The sequence below is a fragment of the Micromonospora sp. CPM1 genome (assembly GCF_023896895.1).
Classification (GTDB): Bacteria; Actinomycetota; Actinomycetes; order Mycobacteriales; family Micromonosporaceae; genus Micromonospora; species Micromonospora tulbaghiae.
Window position 1 is genome coordinate 1 of the sequence record NZ_JAMHIU010000022.1, and the last position, 17,511, is coordinate 17,511.

The 17,511-nt window shown below is 73.9% G+C and carries 22 protein-coding genes; 12 read left to right on the plus strand and 10 right to left on the minus strand.

Annotated features, from left to right (window positions below; genetic code table 11):
* Positions 1–55 precede the first annotated feature (55 nt).
* Positions 56–592: a DUF1062 domain-containing protein gene (locus M8C11_RS23800; RefSeq protein WP_252453260.1), complete on the minus strand. Its 537-nt coding sequence runs from the start codon at positions 590–592 to the stop codon at positions 56–58.
* 329 nt (positions 593–921) lie between these two features.
* On the opposite strand from M8C11_RS23800, the gene M8C11_RS23805 reads away from it, so the two are divergent.
* Both M8C11_RS23805 and M8C11_RS23810 read left to right on the plus strand, forming a co-directional pair.
* Entirely contained in the window at positions 922–1,530 is a 609-nt protein-coding gene (locus tag M8C11_RS23805; RefSeq protein WP_252453262.1) for a TetR family transcriptional regulator, read from the plus strand.
* Positions 1,531–1,599: 69 nt separating this feature from the next.
* The gene (locus tag M8C11_RS23810; protein WP_252453264.1) at positions 1,600–3,168 is read left to right on the plus strand and encodes an MDR family MFS transporter; all 1,569 of its coding nucleotides are present in this window, start codon (positions 1,600–1,602) and stop codon (positions 3,166–3,168) included.
* 64 nt (positions 3,169–3,232) lie between these two features.
* On the opposite strand, the gene M8C11_RS23815 is transcribed toward M8C11_RS23810, so the two are convergent.
* From M8C11_RS23815 to M8C11_RS23825, 3 genes are all read right to left on the minus strand, one after another.
* Positions 3,233–3,541 (minus strand): hypothetical protein, encoded by a 309-nt coding sequence (locus M8C11_RS23815; protein ID WP_252453266.1) that lies wholly within the window; start codon positions 3,539–3,541, stop codon positions 3,233–3,235.
* Between the two features lie 146 nt (positions 3,542–3,687).
* Positions 3,688–4,506 (minus strand): TIGR04222 domain-containing membrane protein, encoded by an 819-nt coding sequence (locus M8C11_RS23820; RefSeq protein WP_252453268.1) that lies wholly within the window; start codon positions 4,504–4,506, stop codon positions 3,688–3,690.
* Between the two features lie 13 nt (positions 4,507–4,519).
* A complete protein-coding gene (locus M8C11_RS23825) occupies positions 4,520–6,061 on the minus strand; it encodes a glycosyltransferase family 39 protein (protein WP_252453270.1) in 1,542 nt (513 codons plus the stop codon).
* Positions 6,062–6,169: 108 nt separating this feature from the next.
* Here M8C11_RS23825 and M8C11_RS23830 point away from each other — a divergent pair, with 108 nt between their 5' ends.
* From M8C11_RS23830 to M8C11_RS23860, 7 genes are all read left to right on the plus strand, one after another.
* A complete protein-coding gene (locus M8C11_RS23830; protein WP_252453272.1) occupies positions 6,170–6,658 on the plus strand; it encodes a GNAT family N-acetyltransferase in 489 nt (162 codons plus the stop codon).
* A 67-nt stretch (positions 6,659–6,725) separates the two neighbouring features.
* Entirely contained in the window at positions 6,726–7,280 is a 555-nt protein-coding gene (locus M8C11_RS23835) for an isochorismatase family protein (protein WP_252453274.1), read from the plus strand.
* 150 nt (positions 7,281–7,430) lie between these two features.
* Positions 7,431–7,958: a DUF2087 domain-containing protein gene (locus M8C11_RS23840; protein WP_252453276.1), complete on the plus strand. Its 528-nt coding sequence runs from the start codon at positions 7,431–7,433 to the stop codon at positions 7,956–7,958.
* The gene (locus M8C11_RS23845) at positions 7,955–8,464 is read left to right on the plus strand and encodes a GNAT family N-acetyltransferase (protein WP_252453278.1); all 510 of its coding nucleotides are present in this window, start codon (positions 7,955–7,957) and stop codon (positions 8,462–8,464) included. The genes M8C11_RS23840 and M8C11_RS23845 overlap by 4 nt, the downstream gene beginning before the upstream one ends.
* Before the next feature lie 74 nt (positions 8,465–8,538).
* Positions 8,539–8,973, plus strand: a complete 435-nt coding sequence (locus M8C11_RS23850; RefSeq protein ID WP_121683763.1) for an Hsp20/alpha crystallin family protein — start codon at positions 8,539–8,541, stop codon at positions 8,971–8,973.
* A gap of 116 nt (positions 8,974–9,089) precedes the next feature.
* A complete protein-coding gene (locus tag M8C11_RS23855) occupies positions 9,090–10,079 on the plus strand; it encodes a tyrosine-type recombinase/integrase (protein ID WP_252453280.1) in 990 nt (329 codons plus the stop codon).
* 30 nt (positions 10,080–10,109) lie between these two features.
* On the plus strand, positions 10,110–10,955 hold the full coding sequence (locus M8C11_RS23860; protein WP_252453282.1) for an LLM class flavin-dependent oxidoreductase: 846 nt from the start codon (positions 10,110–10,112) through the stop codon (positions 10,953–10,955).
* A 4-nt stretch (positions 10,956–10,959) separates the two neighbouring features.
* On the opposite strand, the gene M8C11_RS23865 is transcribed toward M8C11_RS23860, so the two are convergent.
* A complete protein-coding gene (locus tag M8C11_RS23865) occupies positions 10,960–11,331 on the minus strand; it encodes a VOC family protein (RefSeq protein ID WP_120569904.1) in 372 nt (123 codons plus the stop codon).
* 99 nt (positions 11,332–11,430) lie between these two features.
* On the opposite strand from M8C11_RS23865, the gene M8C11_RS23870 reads away from it, so the two are divergent.
* On the plus strand, positions 11,431–11,889 hold the full coding sequence (locus M8C11_RS23870) for a hypothetical protein (RefSeq protein ID WP_120569903.1): 459 nt from the start codon (positions 11,431–11,433) through the stop codon (positions 11,887–11,889).
* 3 nt (positions 11,890–11,892) lie between these two features.
* Here the strand turns inward: M8C11_RS23870 and M8C11_RS23875 are convergent, their stop codons facing one another.
* From M8C11_RS23875 to M8C11_RS23885, 3 genes are all read right to left on the minus strand, one after another.
* On the minus strand, positions 11,893–12,579 hold the full coding sequence (locus tag M8C11_RS23875; protein WP_374669042.1) for a thymidine kinase: 687 nt from the start codon (positions 12,577–12,579) through the stop codon (positions 11,893–11,895).
* Between the two features lie 97 nt (positions 12,580–12,676).
* Positions 12,677–14,068 carry an MFS transporter gene (locus M8C11_RS23880; RefSeq protein WP_120569901.1) on the minus strand — a complete coding sequence of 464 codons (1,392 nt, stop codon included), beginning with the start codon at positions 14,066–14,068 and terminating at the stop codon, positions 12,677–12,679.
* A gap of 20 nt (positions 14,069–14,088) precedes the next feature.
* Positions 14,089–14,856 (minus strand): glycerophosphodiester phosphodiesterase family protein, encoded by a 768-nt coding sequence (locus M8C11_RS23885; protein ID WP_252453284.1) that lies wholly within the window; start codon positions 14,854–14,856, stop codon positions 14,089–14,091.
* Between the two features lie 88 nt (positions 14,857–14,944).
* Here M8C11_RS23885 and M8C11_RS23890 point away from each other — a divergent pair, with 88 nt between their 5' ends.
* The gene (locus tag M8C11_RS23890; protein WP_252453287.1) at positions 14,945–15,391 is read left to right on the plus strand and encodes a helix-turn-helix domain-containing protein; all 447 of its coding nucleotides are present in this window, start codon (positions 14,945–14,947) and stop codon (positions 15,389–15,391) included.
* Positions 15,384–15,752 (plus strand): DUF4180 domain-containing protein, encoded by a 369-nt coding sequence (locus M8C11_RS23895; protein ID WP_252453289.1) that lies wholly within the window; start codon positions 15,384–15,386, stop codon positions 15,750–15,752. The genes M8C11_RS23890 and M8C11_RS23895 overlap by 8 nt, the downstream gene beginning before the upstream one ends.
* 158 nt (positions 15,753–15,910) lie before the next feature.
* On the opposite strand, the gene M8C11_RS23900 is transcribed toward M8C11_RS23895, so the two are convergent.
* Positions 15,911–16,561, minus strand: coding sequence for a flavodoxin family protein (locus tag M8C11_RS23900; protein WP_121684273.1), 651 nt, complete (start codon positions 16,559–16,561; stop codon positions 15,911–15,913).
* Between the two features lie 62 nt (positions 16,562–16,623).
* On the minus strand, positions 16,624–17,391 hold the full coding sequence (locus tag M8C11_RS23905; protein WP_252453292.1) for a 1-acyl-sn-glycerol-3-phosphate acyltransferase: 768 nt from the start codon (positions 17,389–17,391) through the stop codon (positions 16,624–16,626).
* Positions 17,392–17,511: the final 120 nt, after the last annotated feature.

Consider the following 17,511-nt stretch of genomic DNA (forward strand, 5'->3'; position numbering starts at 1 on the left):
GGGGGGGGGTGGGGGGGGGGGGGGGGGCGGGGGCCCCCCCCCCCCCACGCCCCGGTCAGTCCTCCGCCAGCACGGTGAAGGTGAAGGCGGAGCTCGTCGGACGCTTCAGCGGGATGTCGCACTTGACCCGGCGCAGCACCTCGGACCGGGTGAGGCCGAACCGGTGCGCGATGAGCCGGTCCGGGCGTACCGGCACCGGGTCGTCGAACGTGACGTCCACCTGGACCGGCCACCCGTCGAGCGGCACGACCGGCGCGTCCAGGCGCCACGCGCCGGTCCAGTCCAGGGTGAAGCGGCAGCGCCGGGCGAACGCCGGGTCCAGCAGTGTGGCCGCCACCAGGTCGGGATCGTTGAGGTGGTGGCCGTGCAGATCGACGGGGTCGAACGAACCGACCGTCGCCCGCTCGCGGACGGTGAGCTTGACGGTCCGGTCGCAGGACACGCAGTGCACCAGCAGCCACACGTCCAGCAGCTTGCCGTTGGCGTTGACGCGAAACCGTCCCCGGGCGGCGGTGGCCGACTCCGCCCGGCAGGTGACGCAGCGCAGCGACAGCAGCGGAAGGCGGGTCCGGCGCACGACCCAGGGCAGCACGATATGAGGTTGGGAAGACATGAGACCTGATCTCTGAAGACCTGACGCGAGGCCGATTACGCGCGGCCTCGGACGCTGTGGCCGGGCGCCCGTGGGCAGCCCGGCGAGCCGGCGCGCAGGCGTCGGCTACAGGCGTGGGGAACGTGTCAGGTTCTAGAGAGCAGGAGGGGTCACGCGGAATCGTCCTTCTTCGCTGCGACGACAGGTGCAGGGACCGTACGGCAGCGCCGGAACCGCGCTCAACCCGTTTTCCGGGCGCAGCTGCGTCCCGCATCACTTCACTGACTAAAAGTTTGCACTCTCTGCAAGATCGCTCGTAGAGTCGCGGCGTGACCTCGGATCAGAGCCGCCCCGGCCTGCGTGACCGCAAGAAGCGGCAGACCCGCGCCGCCCTCAGCGCGGCAGCGCTGCGCCTGGTCGCCGAGCGGGGCCTGGACCAGGTGACGGTGGAGGAGATCAGCGAGGCCGCCGACGTGTCGGCCCGCACTTTCTTCAACTACTTCCCCAGCAAGGACGAGGCGCTGCTCGGCGACCAGCCGACGGACCGCGAGGTGCTCGCCGCCCGCATCGTCGCCGCACCACCGGAGGTGTCCGCGTTCGACGCGCTGCGGCTGGCCTTCGACGACGTGGTCGAGGCCGTCGAGGCCGATCGGGAGGTGTGGCTGCTGCGCCTGCGGGTCATCGCGGCGAACCCGTCGCTGCTACCGCGCCTGATCAGCGGCAACGCCGAGACCGAGCAGGTGGTCGTCGCGGCGGTGGCCGCCCGGCTGGGGCTCGACCCGTGCCACGGGCATCCGACGCTCGTCACCACTGTCGCCGGTGCGGTGTTCCGCACGGCCCTGATGCAGTGGGTCGAGCGACCCGACACGACGACGCTGCGCGAGCTGACCGCCGGGGCGTTCGCCGCCGTCGCCGCCGGCCTGCCCGATCCGCACTGACCCCTCCCATCCGTACCGGCCGCCGCCCTCGCGCGCGGCCACTCGCACGTGCACACGACAAGGAGTTCGATGACCACCGCCACTGTTCCGCCCGCCGAGACGGGTACGCGGATGTCGCGCCGGGAGGTCCTCCAGGCGTTGTCCGGCCTGATGGTCGGCATGTTCGTGGCGATCCTCGCCTCGACGGTGGTGGCGAACGCGCTGCCCCGGATCATCGCCGACCTGGACGGCAGCCAGACCGTCTACACCTGGATCGTCACCAGCGAGCTGCTCGCCATGACCGCGACGGTGCCGCTGTGGGGCAAGATGGCCGACCTCTACAGCAAGAAGCTGCTGATCCAGTTGTCCCTCGGCCTGTTCGTGGCCGGTTCACTCGTCGCCGGTTTCACCCCGAACGTCGAGGTGCTGTTGCTCAGCCGGGTCATCCAGGGCATCGGCGCGGGCGGTATGACGGCGCTCGCCACGATCGTCATGGCGGCCATGATCCCGCCGCGTGAGCTGGGCCGGTACGCCGGCATCTTCGGCGCCGTCTTCGGTGTCGGCACCATCGCCGGCCCGCTGATCGGCGGCGTCCTGGTCGACACGTCCTGGCTCGGCTGGCGCTGGTGCTTCCTGATCGGTGTGCCGTTCAGCCTGCTGTCCATCGCGCTGCTGCAGAAGACGCTGCACCTGCCGGTGGTGCGCCGCAAGGTCCGCATCGACTGGCTCGGCGCCCTGCTGATCACCTCGGGCGTGTCCACGCTGCTGATCTGGTCGTCGCTGGCCGGCAACAAGTTCGACTGGGCCTCCGGCTGGACGGCGCTGCTGGTCGGCGGCGGCCTGGCGCTGCTCGCGCTCGCCGTGTTCGTCGAGGCCCGCACCGAGGAGCCGATCATCCCGCTCGGGATCTTCCGCAACCGCACGGTCAGCCTCACCACCGTGGCCAGCATCCTGGTCGGCGTGGCGATGTTCGGCGGCACCGTGTTCCTGTCGCAGTATTTCCAGACCTCGCTGGGCAAGTCGCCGACAGCCGCCGGTCTGATGAGCCTGCCGATGGTCCTCGGCCTGTTGGTCTCCTCGACGGTGGCGGGCCAGCTGATCACCAAGTACGGCCGGTGGAAGATGTTCCTGGTCGCCGGCGCCGCGGTGATGACGGTCGGCATGCTGCTGCTGAGCACCATCAACGCGACCACCAGCGTGCCGGTGCTGTCGGTGTACATGGCGGTGCTGGGCGTCGGCGTGGGCATGCTCCTGCAGAACCTCGTGCTGGCCGCGCAGAACGACGTGCCGGCCGCCGAACTCGGCGCGGCCACCTCGGTGCTGACGTTCTTCCGCAGCATGGGCGGCGCGGTCGGCGTCAGCGCGCTCGGTGCCGTCCTGGCGAACCGGGTGACCTCACTGACCGTCGAACGGCTGGGGCCGATCGCGGCCGGCGGCGGATCGGCCGAGGTGCCGGACCTGTCCGCCCTGCCGGAGCCGGTGCTGCGGGTCGTGCAGGACGTCTACGGCATCGCCACGTCGGAGATGTTCCTCATCGGTGCGCCCTTCGCGCTGCTCGCCCTGATCGTCGTGCTGTTCATCAAGGAGAAGCCGCTGAACACGCTCAGCGGTGACGAGCGCCGGGCCCGCGAGGAGGCGGCCGCCGCCGGCATGCACTGACCGCGTCCGACCGGGCGTGGGGCCGCCCCCGGGAGCACCGGGGGCGGCCCCTTCGTGCGTACGGTCAGCGTTCGGTGCGGTCGTTGATCTCGGTGCCGGACTCGCCGGGCATGGCGCCGATCGACTCCTCGGCGGCCCGGCCGCCGGTGCTCTCGTCGCCCTGCGTCAGCGAGCTGCGGGGCAGCCCGGCCAGGTGTGCCGGGTCCTCGATCGGCTGGGGCGGCCACTGGTCCTGCGTACCGTCGGTCGCCCCGGCGCGGCGCAGCGCCTCGACCAGCTGGTCCGGCGACAGGCGGTCGACCTCCTGTATGCCGGCCCCGCGCGCAATCGCCTGCAGTGTCTTCAGGTCTTCGCTCACGAATGTCTCGGCCATGCCCGAGCCTTCCCGGCCCGCAAGACAAGGAAACCGGCTCGCGCCGGCGGCCTGCCCGCCCCGAGCTGTCGATCATGAAGTTGGACCGGGCAAACCGGACACGGAACGCCGTCAACCTCATGATCGACGCGAGATGAGAGGTTCGGTCAGCGGCGGGCGGGTTTGCGGTCGGGGCGCGGGCGGTCCCGTTCCGGGTCGACGCCCACCTGCACGGCGAAGGCCGGGTCGACGGCCAGCAGGGGCCGGGGGCCGAACAGCGCCATCCCGGTCAGCAGCGTGTCGGTGTCGCGGCCCTGCCAGACCGGGCGGCGCTCCGGGTCCAGGTCGGCGTGCTCGCGGCGCAGCCGTCGCAGCAGCCGGCGGGCGGCGGCGCCGGTCTCCGGCACCTCGGTCAGCCACCAGGCGCCCAGCGCGGTGGCCAGGCAGCACAGCAGCAGCCCGGCGACCGAGGCCGGACCGCCGGCGGAGCGCCCCTCGACCGCGCTGTCCACGAGCCGGGTCAGCCCGACCGCGGCGACCGCGAACAGCGGCACCGTGCCCAGCGCGATCCGCCGCCGCTGCGCGCGGGTGAGCAGCCACCCGTCGCGGACCAGCCGCCCGACGGTACGGCGCAGCGCCCGGCCCACGGCCGGATCGGCGAGCACCGCCGCCCAGGTCTGCGGGCGGCGCAGCGCGGTGTGCAGGGCGCGCACCAGCGGGGGTGATCCGGGCGGCGGCGGCCCCTGCGCGTGCAGGGTGGCGAGTTCGCCGACGTCGACCCCGCCCGCGCGGCGCAGCGCCGCCACCCCGACCTGGCAGGCCAGCAGCGCCCGGTCGGTCAGGTACGCCAGCTCGACCCGGTCGGGTGTCGCACCCCGGGTACGGCGGCCGGTCAGTTCGCGTACCGCCAGGGCGATCACGACTGCCACGGCGACCGCGCCGAGGTAGTCGAGGAGGAAGACCGGCCCGCTGACTCCCCAGAGCATGGCGGCAAGTATCTCAGGAGCCGTGGCGTACCTCGGTGTCCCAGATCTGTGACCACGGACGCCGCAGCCCCCGCGCGACGAAGATCGGCTCGCCGTTCTCGTCGTTGTCGACGTCGACCCGCTGGTCGACCCGGCCCGCCTCGGTGACCTCGGTGAACCAGGCACGCAGCGGCTCCGGGCGGGACCAGCCGACGACGATCACCACGTCGGCGTCGTCCGGCGGCCGGTCGAACGTGGCCATGCTGTTGTGCCCGGAGTACGCGCGCGGCAGGCCCCGCTGCGGCCCGTACCGGGCCAGCGCGCCGGCCTCGCCGTAGTTGCCGGTCAGCACCACCGCCCGGTCGCGCTCGGCCGCGGGCAGGGCACGGTGCACGGCGGCGACCGAGTCGGCGAACTCGGGCCAGCCGATGGTCTCGCCCGCGTCGTAGTTTGCCGCGACCACGAACCCGGGCAGCCGGTCGGCCGGCAGCGTGGGCAGCAGCAGCACCGCGCTGCTCGCGGCCATCAGCGCGACGGCGGCGACCAGCAACGCCTGCCGGGCCCGGGCCGCGCCACGCCGCGCCCACTCGACGGCCGGCACCACCCCGGCGGCGGTGAGCACCAGCAGCAGCGGCGCGTCGTAGTAGCCCTTGCCGCCGGCCACCACCACGATCGCGACCACCACCAGCCATGCCCAGGCCAGCGACCGGTACGCCGCCCAGGACGGCCGGCGCAGCAGCGCGACCAGCCCGGTGATCCACACCGGAACCGCGAACGGGCTGATGATCAGGAACTGGAGCACCACCGCGTCGATCCGGCCGCTGTAGGAGCTGTCGCCGTCGGCGATCGACGCGGCGACGTCGAGCTGCGGGAAGCCGTGCGCTGCCTGCCACGCCGCGTACGGCACGGCGAGCAGCAGGGCGACGCCCGCGCCGGCGAGCACCCACCGGTCGCGCAGCAGCCGGCGCGGCCCGGCGATCAGCACACCGGCGACCAGGCCCACGCCGAGCAGGGCGGGCAGCGGCTTGTTGAGCAGGCCGATGCCGAGCGCCAGCCCGGCACCGAGCGCCCACCGGGTGTCGCCGGTGCGCAGCATCCGTACCACGCAGAGCGCGGCGGCCAGCCACACCAGCAGGTCGACGCTCGTGGTGCTGAGCAGGTGGCCCCCGGCCAGGACGATGCCCGAGGCGGCGGCGAGCACCGCCGCGGCCGTCTGGGCGACGCGGCCGACGCCGAACTGCCGGGCGATCGCGGCGACCAGGACCACCGCCGCGCCGCCGATGAACGCCGACGGGGTACGCAGCACCACCAGGCTGCCCGGCGCGATCGTGTCGGCCAGCCGCGCCAGCGCCGGCACGAGCGGCCCCTGGTCGACGTAGCCCCAGTCGAGATGCCGCCCGCACAGCAGGAAGTACAGCTCGTCGCGGTGGTAGCCGTAGCGGCCGGCGAGCGACAGCAGCACGGCGGTGAGGACCGCGCCGACCGCCAGGGGCACTGCGGTACGCGGACCGGCGGGCGGCGGGCCACCGGGCGCGGCGGCCTCGCTCCGATCGATGTCGGCGACTGTTTCGGCCACCTGCCCATGATGGCCCCGGCCGGTGGTCCGCCGATGCCCCGCCGCCCTCGGCCGGGTGGACGGAAACCGGTGGCCGGACGGCCGGGGCGGCGGCTAGCGTGCGCGCCGATGCTGATTCGTGACTACACCGACGCCGACTGGGACCAGGTCGGGCCGATCCTCGCCGACGTCGTCGCCGCCGCCGACACGTTCCCGTACGACCCGGACTGGCCGCCGGAGACGTTGCGGGAGGTGTGGGTGGAGCGCCCGCCGGGGCGTACCTCGGTCGCGGTGGACCACGACGGCGCGGTGCGCGGCACCGCGAAGATGGGCCCGAACCGGCCCGGGCCGGGGTCGCACGTGGCGACGGCCAGTTTCATGGTCGCGGCCCACGCCCGCGGCCGGGGTGTGGGCCGGGCGCTGTGCGAGGAGGCGCTGGACTGGGCCCGCCGGCAGGGTTTCGCCGCGATGCAGTTCAACGCCGTGGTGGAGACCAACACGGCGGCCGTGGAGCTGTACCGGCGGCTCGGCTTCAGCGTGATCGGCACGGTGCCGGAGTCGTTCGCGCACCCGGCGCGGGGACGGGTGGGGCTGCACGTCATGCACCGGCGGGTGTGAGCGCGGGCCGGAACTGTCGGGGGCCGGGGCTAGGTTGACCTGGACCGTCACCACCCGAGGAGCCGCCATGACCACGCTCACCGACCGCCCGCGCACCGCGCTGCTCGTCATCGACGTGCAGAACGGCGTGGTGCGCGGCGCCCACGACCGCGACCGGGTCGTCGCCACCATCGCCGGCCTGGTCGACCGGGCCCGCGCCGCCGACGTTCCGGTGGTGTGGGTGCAGCACCGCAGCGACGACCTGCCGGCCGACAGCGAGCAGTGGCGGATCGTGCCCGAGTTGACGCCACGCGACGACGAGCCGCTGGTGCACAAGACCTACGGCGACTCCTTCGAGGACACCGAACTGGAGCCGGTGCTCGCCGCCGCGCGGGTGGGCCGGCTGGTCGTGACCGGCGCGCAGACCGACGCGTGCGTCCGCTCGACGCTGCACGGCGCGTTCACCCGCGGCTACGACGCCACGCTCGTCGCCGACGCGCACACCACCGAGGACCTGTCCGCCTACGGCGCGCCGCCGCCCGCGCAGGTGATCGCCCACACCAACCTCTACTGGCGTTTCCAGACCGCCCCGGGGCGCACCGCCGGCACCGTCGACGCCGCCGACGTGGACTTCGCCGCCTGACCCGCCTGACCTGAGAGCTCGCCGGTCGGCGTTGCTCGGCGTCGGAGCCCGCGCGGGGCGGCGCCGCGAACCGCACGGCCGTCGGCGCGGTCCGGGCGCGGCACGAAAACGCCTGGCCGGATCCGGCGGGTTGCTGACAGGCTGCCCGCCATGACCGCTCATGCCCTCGCCGGGGCGCTCGCCGACGAGCGCCGCCGGACCGTGTTCGCCGCGATCGTGCTCGGCGCCCGGGACGTGCCGGCCGTGGTGGCCCGCACCGGCCTGCCCGCCCGCGACGCCGCCGTGGCCGTCCGCCGTCTCACCGACGCCGGGGTGCTCGCCGACGACGAGGGCGGGCTGCGGGTCGACGCCGAGCGGCTGCGCGAGTTCGCCCGGGCCGGTGCGGCGTCCCCGGCGGTCCCGGCCGCGAACCCGCGCGAGGCGATCCTGCGCACGTTCCTGCGCGACGGCACGCTGACCCGGCTGCCCGCGCAGCGGGGGCGCCGCCGGGTGCTGCTGGAGCACATCACCGAACGCACCTTCGAACCCGGGCGGCGCTACCCGGAGCGGGAGGTGAACGATGCGCTGCGCCGGTGGTGCGAGGGCGGCGAGGCAGACCACGTGACGCTGCGCCGCTACCTGATCGACGACATGCTGCTCACCCGCGAGCAGGGCGTCTACTGGCGGACCGGCCCGTGACCGGCTGGAGCACGCTGGCCGCGCGCCCGGACGAGCCGGACGCGACGCTGATGTTGCGCGAGTACATGGCGGAGATGGTGCGCCGCTGGTACGGCCGTCCGGAGCGGCCCGGCGAGGTGGACGCCGCGCTGGCCGAGGACCCGAGCGACGACCTGGCCCCGCCGACCGGGCTGCTGGTGCTGGCCCGCCGCGACGGCCGGCTCGCCGGGTGCGCCGGGCTCAGGTGGCAGCCGGGCTGGGCCGAACTGACCCGGGTGTACGTGCGCCCAGAGCACCGGGGTGCCGGGGGTGGGGCGGCGCTGATCGCGGCGATCGAGGCGTACGCGGCCGGCGGCGGGGCGACGCGGATCCGGCTGGACACCCGCTCCGACCTGGTCGAGGCGCGTGCCCTGTACGCCCGGCACGGCTACCGGGAGATCCCCGCCTTCAGCAGCGGTCCGTACGCGCAGCACTGGTTCGAGAAGGCGCTCGCGGGCCGAGTTGACGACGCGGCGGAGGCGCGCTAAAACAGAACCAGGAACTTGAGTCACCCGGACTCAACTTGAGACCTTGGGCCAGGAGAACCGAGGAGGCAAGAGCCATGTTGATGCGTACCGACCCGTTCCGCGAGATCGACCGGATCGCCGAGCAGTTCTTCGGCACCACCGCCCGGCCCGCCGTGATGCACCTGGACGCGTACCGCGACGGTGACCACTTCTACGCGGCGTTCGACCTGCCCGGTGTGGACCCGGACAGCATCGACTGCACCGTCGAGCGCAACGTGCTGACCGTCCGCGCCGAGCGCCGCCGTCCCACCGGTGAGAACGTCGAGCTGGTCGCCGCCGAGCGTCCGATGGGCACGTTCACCCGGCAGCTGTTCCTGGGCGACACGCTCGACACCGACCGGCTGGAGGCCGGCTACGACAACGGGGTGCTGACGCTGCGCATCCCGATCGCCGAGCGCGCCAAGCCGCGCCGGATCACCGTGAGCACGCCCGCCGAGGGCAACGGCCGGCGTCAGCTCACCACCGCCTGAGCACGTCACACCGACGCGCGGGGGAGGCCGGGCCACCGGCCGACCCCGCGTCGTCGTACCGGCGGATCAGCGCGCCTCGTCGCCAAACCCCCCCGCCGGCTGAGAACCTTTCTCACATGCTTCGCCCCGAGGTGCTGCCCCGCGCCCGCCCCGCCGCCCTGCCCGCCGGCCCGGCCGACGTCACCGAGGCGTGGCTGCGCAACCGGCGGCTGTCCGAGCACACCCGCGACGCGTACCGCCGCGACGTCACCGGCTGGCTGACCTGGTGCGCCGAGCACGCCGTCGACCCGCTGCGGGCCACCTTCCTCGACGTCAACACCTACGGCCGCGAACTGGAGTCCACACCCCGCGGCCGCGCCGGCCGCCCGCTCACCCCGGCCACCGTCGCGCGCCGGCTGTCCGCGCTGTCGAGCTGGTACGACTTCCTGGTCAAGCTGGGCGCGGTGCCCGCCAACCCGGTGTCGGCGGCGGACCGGCCGCGCGTCGACCGGGACCACTCCGCCACCGTCGGCCTCACCCCCGACGAGGTCGACGCGCTGATCGCCGCCGCCGAGGCCGACACCGGCCCGGCCGCCGCCCGCAACCGGGCCGCCGTCGCGCTGCTGGCCGACCTGGGGCTGCGGGTCGGGGAACTGGTCGCGCTCGACGTGTCCGACCTGGGCACGGAACGCGGTCACCGCAGCGTCCGCTTCGTCGGCAAGGGCGGCAAGGTACGCCGGCGCGCGCTCACCCCGGGCACCGCGTACGCGGTCGACGCCTACCTGGCCGCCCGGGCCGCCGCGCAGGGTGTCACCGTGCCGGAGCTGACCGGTCCGCTGCTGGTCACCGCCACCGGCGGCCGGATGGACCGGCACGCCGTGTTCCGGCTGGTACGCCGCCTCGCGCAGCGGGCCGGGATCGCCGCGTGGGCGAAGTTGTCGCCGCACTCGCTGCGCCACGCGTTCGCCACCACGGCGCGCTCGGAGGGGGTGCCGCTGGAGGACGTGCAGGACGCGATGGGCCACGCCGATCCGCGTACCACCCGCCGCTACGACCGGGACCGGCACAACCTGGACCGCGATCCGGCGTACGCGATCTGGGCGGCCCGGGCCCGCCGCCGCGGCTGACCTGTCGCACCCGCGCCGTAGGGTGCCGGCGTGCGACACGGACTGGAGATCGCCTGCGGTGGCGGCACCTTGCCGGTGGCCGAACTCGTGGCGCTCGGTGAGCTGGCCGAGCGGGCCGGCTGGGACGGGGTGTTCCTGGAGGACTACCTCGTCCACCACGCCGGAGACGACCCACCGACGTGGGATCCGTGGCTGGTGCTGGCGGCGATCGCCGGGCGCACCGAGCGGGTGCGGTTCGGGACCACGGTGACCGCGCTGCCCCGGCGCCGACCGGCCAAGCTGGCGCGGGAGGTGCTCACCCTCGACCACCTGTCCGGGGGACGGGCCGGCGTCGCGGTCGGAGTCGGCGACCCCGCCGACCGTGGCCTGGCCGCATTCGGCGAGCCCACCGACCTCAGGACCCGCGCCGCGATGCTCGACGAGGGCCTCGACCTGCTGGTGGGACTGCTCGGCGGCGACCCGGTCACGCACCACGGCGTCCACTACCGCGCCGAGGGCGTGGCGCTGCGTCCCCCGCCCGTGCAGTCACCCCGGGTGCCGGTCTGGGTGGGCGGCAGCACCCAGGCGAAGGCGGTGCTGCGGCGTGCCGCCCGGGCGGACGGGATCGTGCCCTACAAGCTGACCGACACCCACGGCTGGTCCGACTTCACACCCGACGAGGTGGCCGGCCTGGTCGCCGCGTTGCCGGCCCGCCGCGCGGACGGGCAACCGTTCGACGTGGCCGTCGGGGGCCGGCGGCGACGTCCCGACGAGCGCGCCGAGCGGGCCTACCTGGCACAACTGGCGGCGGCCGGCGCCACCTGGTGGCTGGAGTACGTCCCGGCCGCTGATCCGGCAGCGATGCGGGCCGCGGTGCTCCGCGGCCCGCTGCGCTGACCGGTCAGCCCTGCGGGCGGGGGCAGAGGCAGAACGGCTGCCCGATCGGGTCGATCAGCACGGTCCACCGCTCGCCGCCGGGCTGGAACTCGGGCCGGGTCGCGCCGGCCGCCACCAGGTCCTTCTCCGCGACCGCCACGTCGTCGACGTAGAGGTCGAGGTGATAACGCTTGTCGCCGCTCTCGTCCGGCCACGCCGGCGGCGTGTACCCGGGCACCAGGCCGAACCCGATCGCCGGACCGTCCTTGACGATCATGGCGTACTCGGCCTCGCTGTGGGTTATCTCCCACCCCAGCGCCTTGGCGTAGAAGGCGGCGTGCGCGGCCGGGTCGGAGCTGTCGATACTGATCATGGCGATGTCGGCGTGAGCTGTCATACGGACAGTCTGCCGCCGATGCCCGCCATTTGCTGTCCGGTACGAGCGCGCGTCGCAACCGGCTGCGCGTCACCGTCCGGTTGCCTACCGTCGACACTGATGGGCAGGCAGCGGGAGTGGCACCACACGGCCCGGCGTCGCCGGCCGCTACGCGCGGGCGTGCTGATCGCCGGTCTCGGCGTGGGCACCTGCCTGATCGGGGTGGCCGGGCTGGCGGCGTGGAACGCGCAGGTGGTGCTCCAGGCCGACGGGCCCGTGCGGGAGACCGCCGACGGGTTCTTCCGCGACGTCGCGGCCGGCGACACCGACGCGGCGTACGAGCGGCTGTGCGCCGAGGCCCGCGGCAAGTGGAGCCGTACCGGCTTCGGGAGCTGGGTGCGGACCCCGCCCCAGGTGAGCGGCTACGAGATCGTCGACGTGTCGGTGGCGACCCGGTCCGGTAAGCCGACGGGGACGGTGATCGTGCGGATCAACCGCGACGGCGGTGGCAGCGAGGAACGTGAGTTGCCGGTCGTGCCGGAGGGCGGGTCGTGGCGGGTGTGCGGGGATCCCTTCTGAGGCTCAGGCACGCGGGCCGAGGTCGCCCGAGCGGTAGTGGCGCCGGCACAGCACCTGGTAGCGCACGTCGGCGGTGTCCACGGTGTCGCCGATGACGACCTGCGCGCCCTCGCGGACCACCCGGCCGCCGACCACACGGGCGTTGAGCAGCCCTTCCCGGCCGCACCAGCACAGCACCTCGACCTGGATGCGGGCCACCTCGTCGGCCAGCTCGAACAGCCTCTGCGCGGCCGGGAACAGGCAGGAGCGGAAGTCGGTGGCCAGGCCGAAGGCGTAGACGTCGACGTCGAACCGGTCGACCAGCTCCGCCATCTGCTCGATGTGTTCGAGGTTGTAGAACGAGGCCTCGTCGCAGATCAGGTAGTCCACCCGTACCCCCTCGGCCCACGCGTCGCGGACCAGGACTCGCAGGTCGAGGTCGTCGGTGACCTCGACGGCCTCGTGGGCCAGGCCGATGCGGGTGGTGACCTGCGGGCCCAGCGAGCGGTCGATGCGGGTGGTGACCAGGCCGCGGCGGCCCTGCCGGGCGTGGTTGTGGTTCATCTGCAACGCCATGGTGGACTTGCCGCAGTCCATCGGCCCCCAGAAGAACTTGAGCGCGGCGGCGTGCAGCGGCCGGCCGTCGACGCCGCGGGCGGCGGCGCAGCCGGAGGCTCGGTCGTCGCCGGGCCCCGGCAGGGGGCGGGCCAGGCAGGTCGGGGCGGCGTCGTCGGTCACGTCGGGGCAGCCTAGTCCATCGACGCCGCCTGATCCGGCCCGCGATGATCCACAGGTCGGGGAGCGGGGGTCAGAGCACCCGGGGCGGGGTGTTGCCGGCGGCGATGATGGCCCGGCGCATCGGCACGGCGGCCAGCAGCGCGAAGCCGACCACGAAGAAGATCAGCAGCGACACCAGGCCCACCCGGTACGACGAGGTCAGCTGGAAGACCAGGCCGAACGCCAGCGGGCCTAGCCAACTGGTGCCCTTGTCGCTGATCTCGTAGAAGCCGTAGTACTCGCCCTCCTTGCCGGCGGGGATGAGCTGGCTGAACAGCGACCGGCTCAGCGCCTGGCTTCCGCCGAGGACCAGGCCGATGCAGCCGCCGAGGATCATGAACGGCACGGGCGCCTCGGCCGGCAGCCGGAACGCGGCGATGATCACACCGGTCCAGAGCACCAGGGACAGCAGCACGGTCTTCCAGGCGCCGATGCGCTTGGCGAGCGCGCCGAGGGCGAGCGCGCCGCCGAAGGCGAGGAACTGCACCAGCAGGATGGTCACGATCAGCGTGCTCTGCTCCAGCCGCAGTTCCTCGGTGCCGTACTGGCTGGCCAGGGTGATGACGGTCTGGATGCCGTCGTTGAAGACCAGGAACGCGAGCAGGAAGTACAGCGTCAGCGGGTACGCCTTGATCTCGCGCAGGGTGCGCCCGAGCTGCCGGAACCCGTCGGTGAGCACGTTGCCGCCCGCCTGCAGGGCCGCGGCGGTGGGGTGTTCGCGCAGCCAGCGCAGCGGGACCAGGGTGAACGCGGCCCACCACACGCCGGCCGACACGATCGACCAGCGGGCCAGGTCCAGCGTGCGCTGGGCGTTGCCCTCCTCGCTGAGCATGGTGACCGCGACCAGGTTCAGCGCGAGCAGCAGACCGCCGCCGAGGTAGCCGATGGCCCAGCCGCGGCTGGAGATGCCGTCGCGTTCGTCCGGGCCGCCGAGTTGCGGCAGGAACGAGTTGTAGACGACCACGGCGGCGCCGAAGGAGATGTTCGCGATCAGGAACAGCGCGCCGCCGAGCAGGTAGCGCTCGCCGGTGACGAACGCGAACGCGATGGTCGCGCCGGCGCCGGTGAACGCGGCGCCGGCGAGCAGCCGCTTCTTGTGCGCCGACCGGTCGGCGATCGCGCCGATCACCGGCAGCACGAACACGGTGAGGAAGACCGACAGCGAGATCAGGTACGGGTAGAACGACCCGGCGGCGACCTTGATGCCCAGCGGGTACACGGCCCCGTCGCAGCTGTCCGCGCCCAGTTCGCAGCCGGCGGCGAGTTCGGTGACGGTGGTCAGGAACGGCCCGAGGAAGACCGTGATGACCGTGGTCTGGAACGCGGAGTTCGCCCAGTCGTAGAAGTACCAGCCGGTGCGCTCGCGGCGGGTGCTGCCCGGTCCGGCGGGGTCGGCGACGGCGGGGGTGACCGTATCGGCCATCGGGGGTCGTCCTCGGGGGCTCAGGCGGCCCAGTGGCCGCGACTGCGATAGACGTCACGGAGCACGCTGACGTGATCGGTCATGATGCCATCCACACCAAGATCAAGTAAGTGGTGCATCTGGGCGGGTTCGTCGATCGTCCAGACGTGCACCTGCAACCCGATCCGGTGGCAGTACGCGAGGAACCGCCGGTCCACCACCGGCACCCGGCCGAAGGAGACCGGCACCTGTGCGGCGACCACTGACGGGGGCAGCCGCAGCGGCCGTCCGTGCAGCGAGGCCAGCCGCAGCCGGGCCACGCCGCGCATGCCGAGGCTGGTGGCGGCCTTCGGCCCGGCCAGTGCCCGCAGCCGGGCCAGCCGGGCGTCGCTGAACGAGGCGAGCAGCACCCGCTCACCCGCGCCGGTCCGGGTGACAGTGGCGACTGTGGGTTCCACGCCGCCGTCGGACTTCACGTCGATGTTGAACCGCACCTGCGGCCAGGCGCCGAGCACCTCGTCCAGGCGGGGGACCAGCGCGGCGCCGCCGACGCGTACCGAGGACAGGTCGGCCCACCGCAGGTCCGCGATGCGGCCCGGCTCGCCGGTGACCCGGCGCAGCGTCGGGTCGTGGAAGACCACCGGTACCCCGTCGGCGGTGGCGTGCACGTCGGTCTCCACGTACCGGTAGCCGAGGGCGACGGCACGGGCGAACGCGGCGGCGGTGTTCTCGTCGCCGTCGGCCGCGCCGCCGCGGTGGGCGAACGCCAGCGGCGCGGGCGCGTCGAGGTAGCCGTGACGGGGCTGCACGCGGGCAGTATGCCCGGCGTGGATGGCGCGCACATGGCCGGGCGGTGAAATTACCTATCGTTCCCTGAGATCGCTAGGATAGGGTGCGATGAGTAACGACATGTACTCGGTGGAGCAGGTCGCGGACCTGCTCGGCCTGCACGTGCGCACCGTGCGCGGCTACATCCGCTCCGGCCGGCTGCGGGCCACGCGGATCGGCAAGCAGTACCGGATCGCCCGCGCGGACCTGGACACGCTGACCGGCCGGCCCGCGTCGCCCTCGGCGCCGGGGGCGGAGGTGTCGAGCGTCGTGCGCCTCGACGGCGTCGACCGGGCCGCCGCCGACCGGCTCGGCACGCTGGTGCTGGCCGGTGTGAACACCCACCACGACCCGGACCGTCCGCTGCGCGTGCAGACGGTCCACGACGAGGAGCGGCACCGCATGACCATCGTGATCCTGGGCGACCTCACCGCCACCGCCGACCTGCTGCGCCTGCTCGACGGGGTGCTCGACGGCGGCAACGGCCTGCTCGGCGGGGAGCGTGGCCGTGGCTGACCTGATGCAGGAGCGCGCCGGCGTGCCGGTGCTGGTCTGCGACCCGGACGGCCCGCCGATCGCCACCGAACGCGACGCGCTGGACCTGATCGGCGCGGCGTTCCTCGGCGCGACAGTGGTGGCGGTGCCGGCCGACCGGCTCGACCCCGACTTCTTCACGCTCGGCACCCGCTTCGCCGGTGAGGTGATGCAGAAGTTCGTCAACTACCGGCTGCGCCTGGCGATCGTCGGCGACATCTCCGCGCATCTGGAGCGCAGCGGCGCGCTGCGCGCCCTGGTGGCCGAGTCGAACCGGCACGACCAGGTGTGGTTCGTCCCGGACCTGACCGCCCTCGACGACCGCCTGCGCGCCACCCCCTGACCCGCCCCCGCCCCGCCCCGCCCTCGCCTCGCCTTCGCCTCGTCGATCTTGCGGTTGCGGCCCTCGTCGGGGGCGGTTGGCCGGGTTTGCCCGGGCACCAGCTGCAAGATCGACGGCGGTGCGCGCAGGCGGCCAGCGCGGTCGGGGTCGGGGCCGGGTCAGCCGGGCTGAGTGCTGGGGCCGACGCCCGCGTCGCGGGTTCCGGGCGGCGGGTAGGGCCGCTCCGCGAGCAGCCGGGCCAGGTGGGCGCTGTTGAGCGCCAGCGCGGCGGTGGTGCGGCCGGTCGTGTCGGGCTTGGGGCGGGCGTCGACGTAGTCGGTCTTGTGCAGTGCCTCCCCGACCCAGTACGTGGCCCCGGCGGCCGGGCAGGTGAACCCCACCTCGTTGAGCGCCTGCTGCACCTCGGCGATGGTGTGGTGCGCGCCGTCCTCGTTGCCGACCACTGCCACGCCGCCGACCTTGCCGTAGGTGCGCAGGCGGCCCTGCTCGTCGGTCTCGGACAGCTCGGCGTCCAACCGTTCGAGGACCATCTTGGTCACCGACGAGGGCTGACCGAGCCAGATCGGCGTGGCGATGATCAGGATCTGGGCGGCGAGCAGCTTGGCGCGGATGCCGGGCCAGCCGTCGCCGTCGCCCTCGTCGACGGAGACCCCGAAGCGCACGTCGTGGTCGACCACCCGGACGATCTCGCCGTCGACACCCTGATCGGCCAGCGCGTCGAGCACCTCCTGGCCGAGCACCTGCGAACTGGACGTCGCCGGGGAGCGCTTCAGGGTGCAGTTGAGAACGAGTGCTCGAACAGCGGTCATGGCCGGGTCCTCTCCGCGTACGGGATGCGCGGCTTGATACCCGCCACCGGGCGCGGGATGCGTCAGCCGGTACGGCGGCGGTGCGCGCGACTGTCGTCCACCGGGCGGCCGGGGTCGACGTGCCGGGGCCGATCGGGCTCGTCGGGGCGCAGCGGCACGAGATCCCCGGTGATCGCGTCGATGATCCGGTCGGTGGCCTGCCGGGCCGCGCCGGGGGAGTCCGACCGCAGGTCGTCCAGCGGCACCGGGGCGCCGAAGTGCACCCGGATGACGGGCCGGCGGGCGACCGCCCGCGCCACCGCGCCCAGCATTCCCCTGGGCGCCCGGTAGGGCAGCACCTCGTGCGAGCCCCACTGGGCCACCGGTACGACGGCGGCGCCGCTGGCGAACGCGAGCCGGGCCGCGCCGGTCTTGCCCCGCTCGGGCCACATGCCCGGGTCGAGCCCGATGCGTCCCTCCGGGTAGACCAGCACCACCGACCCGCCGGCCACGGCCCGGGCGGCGACCTCCAGCGAGCGGTGCACCGCTGCGGTGCCCCGGTCGACGCGGATGTGCCCGGCGCGGCGCATCAGCGCCCCGATCACCGGGGCGCGGAACAGCCCGCCGGTCGCCATGATCCGGGGCGCGACGCGCCGGACCCGGCAGGCGGCGGCGAGCACCACCGGGTCGAACGGGCTGATGTGGTTCGCGGCCAGGACCAGCGGGCCGTGGCGCAGCGCGTCGGGCACGTCGCCGGTGACCTCCAGCCGGCCGACCAGCCCGACGACCGCGCGGGCGAGCGTCTGCGCGCCCCGCCACAGCAGCGGCGCGCGCCAGGGGGTGCTGTTCATCAGTGCTGGATCGTCGCACGAGCCGGGGCGACCCCGGGACCCGGCAGGTCCTCCGGCAAGGGTGATCAGGGTCATTGGTCCCGGGCCGGGTGGGGCCCTGCGGCCCTGCTGTTTTCTCTA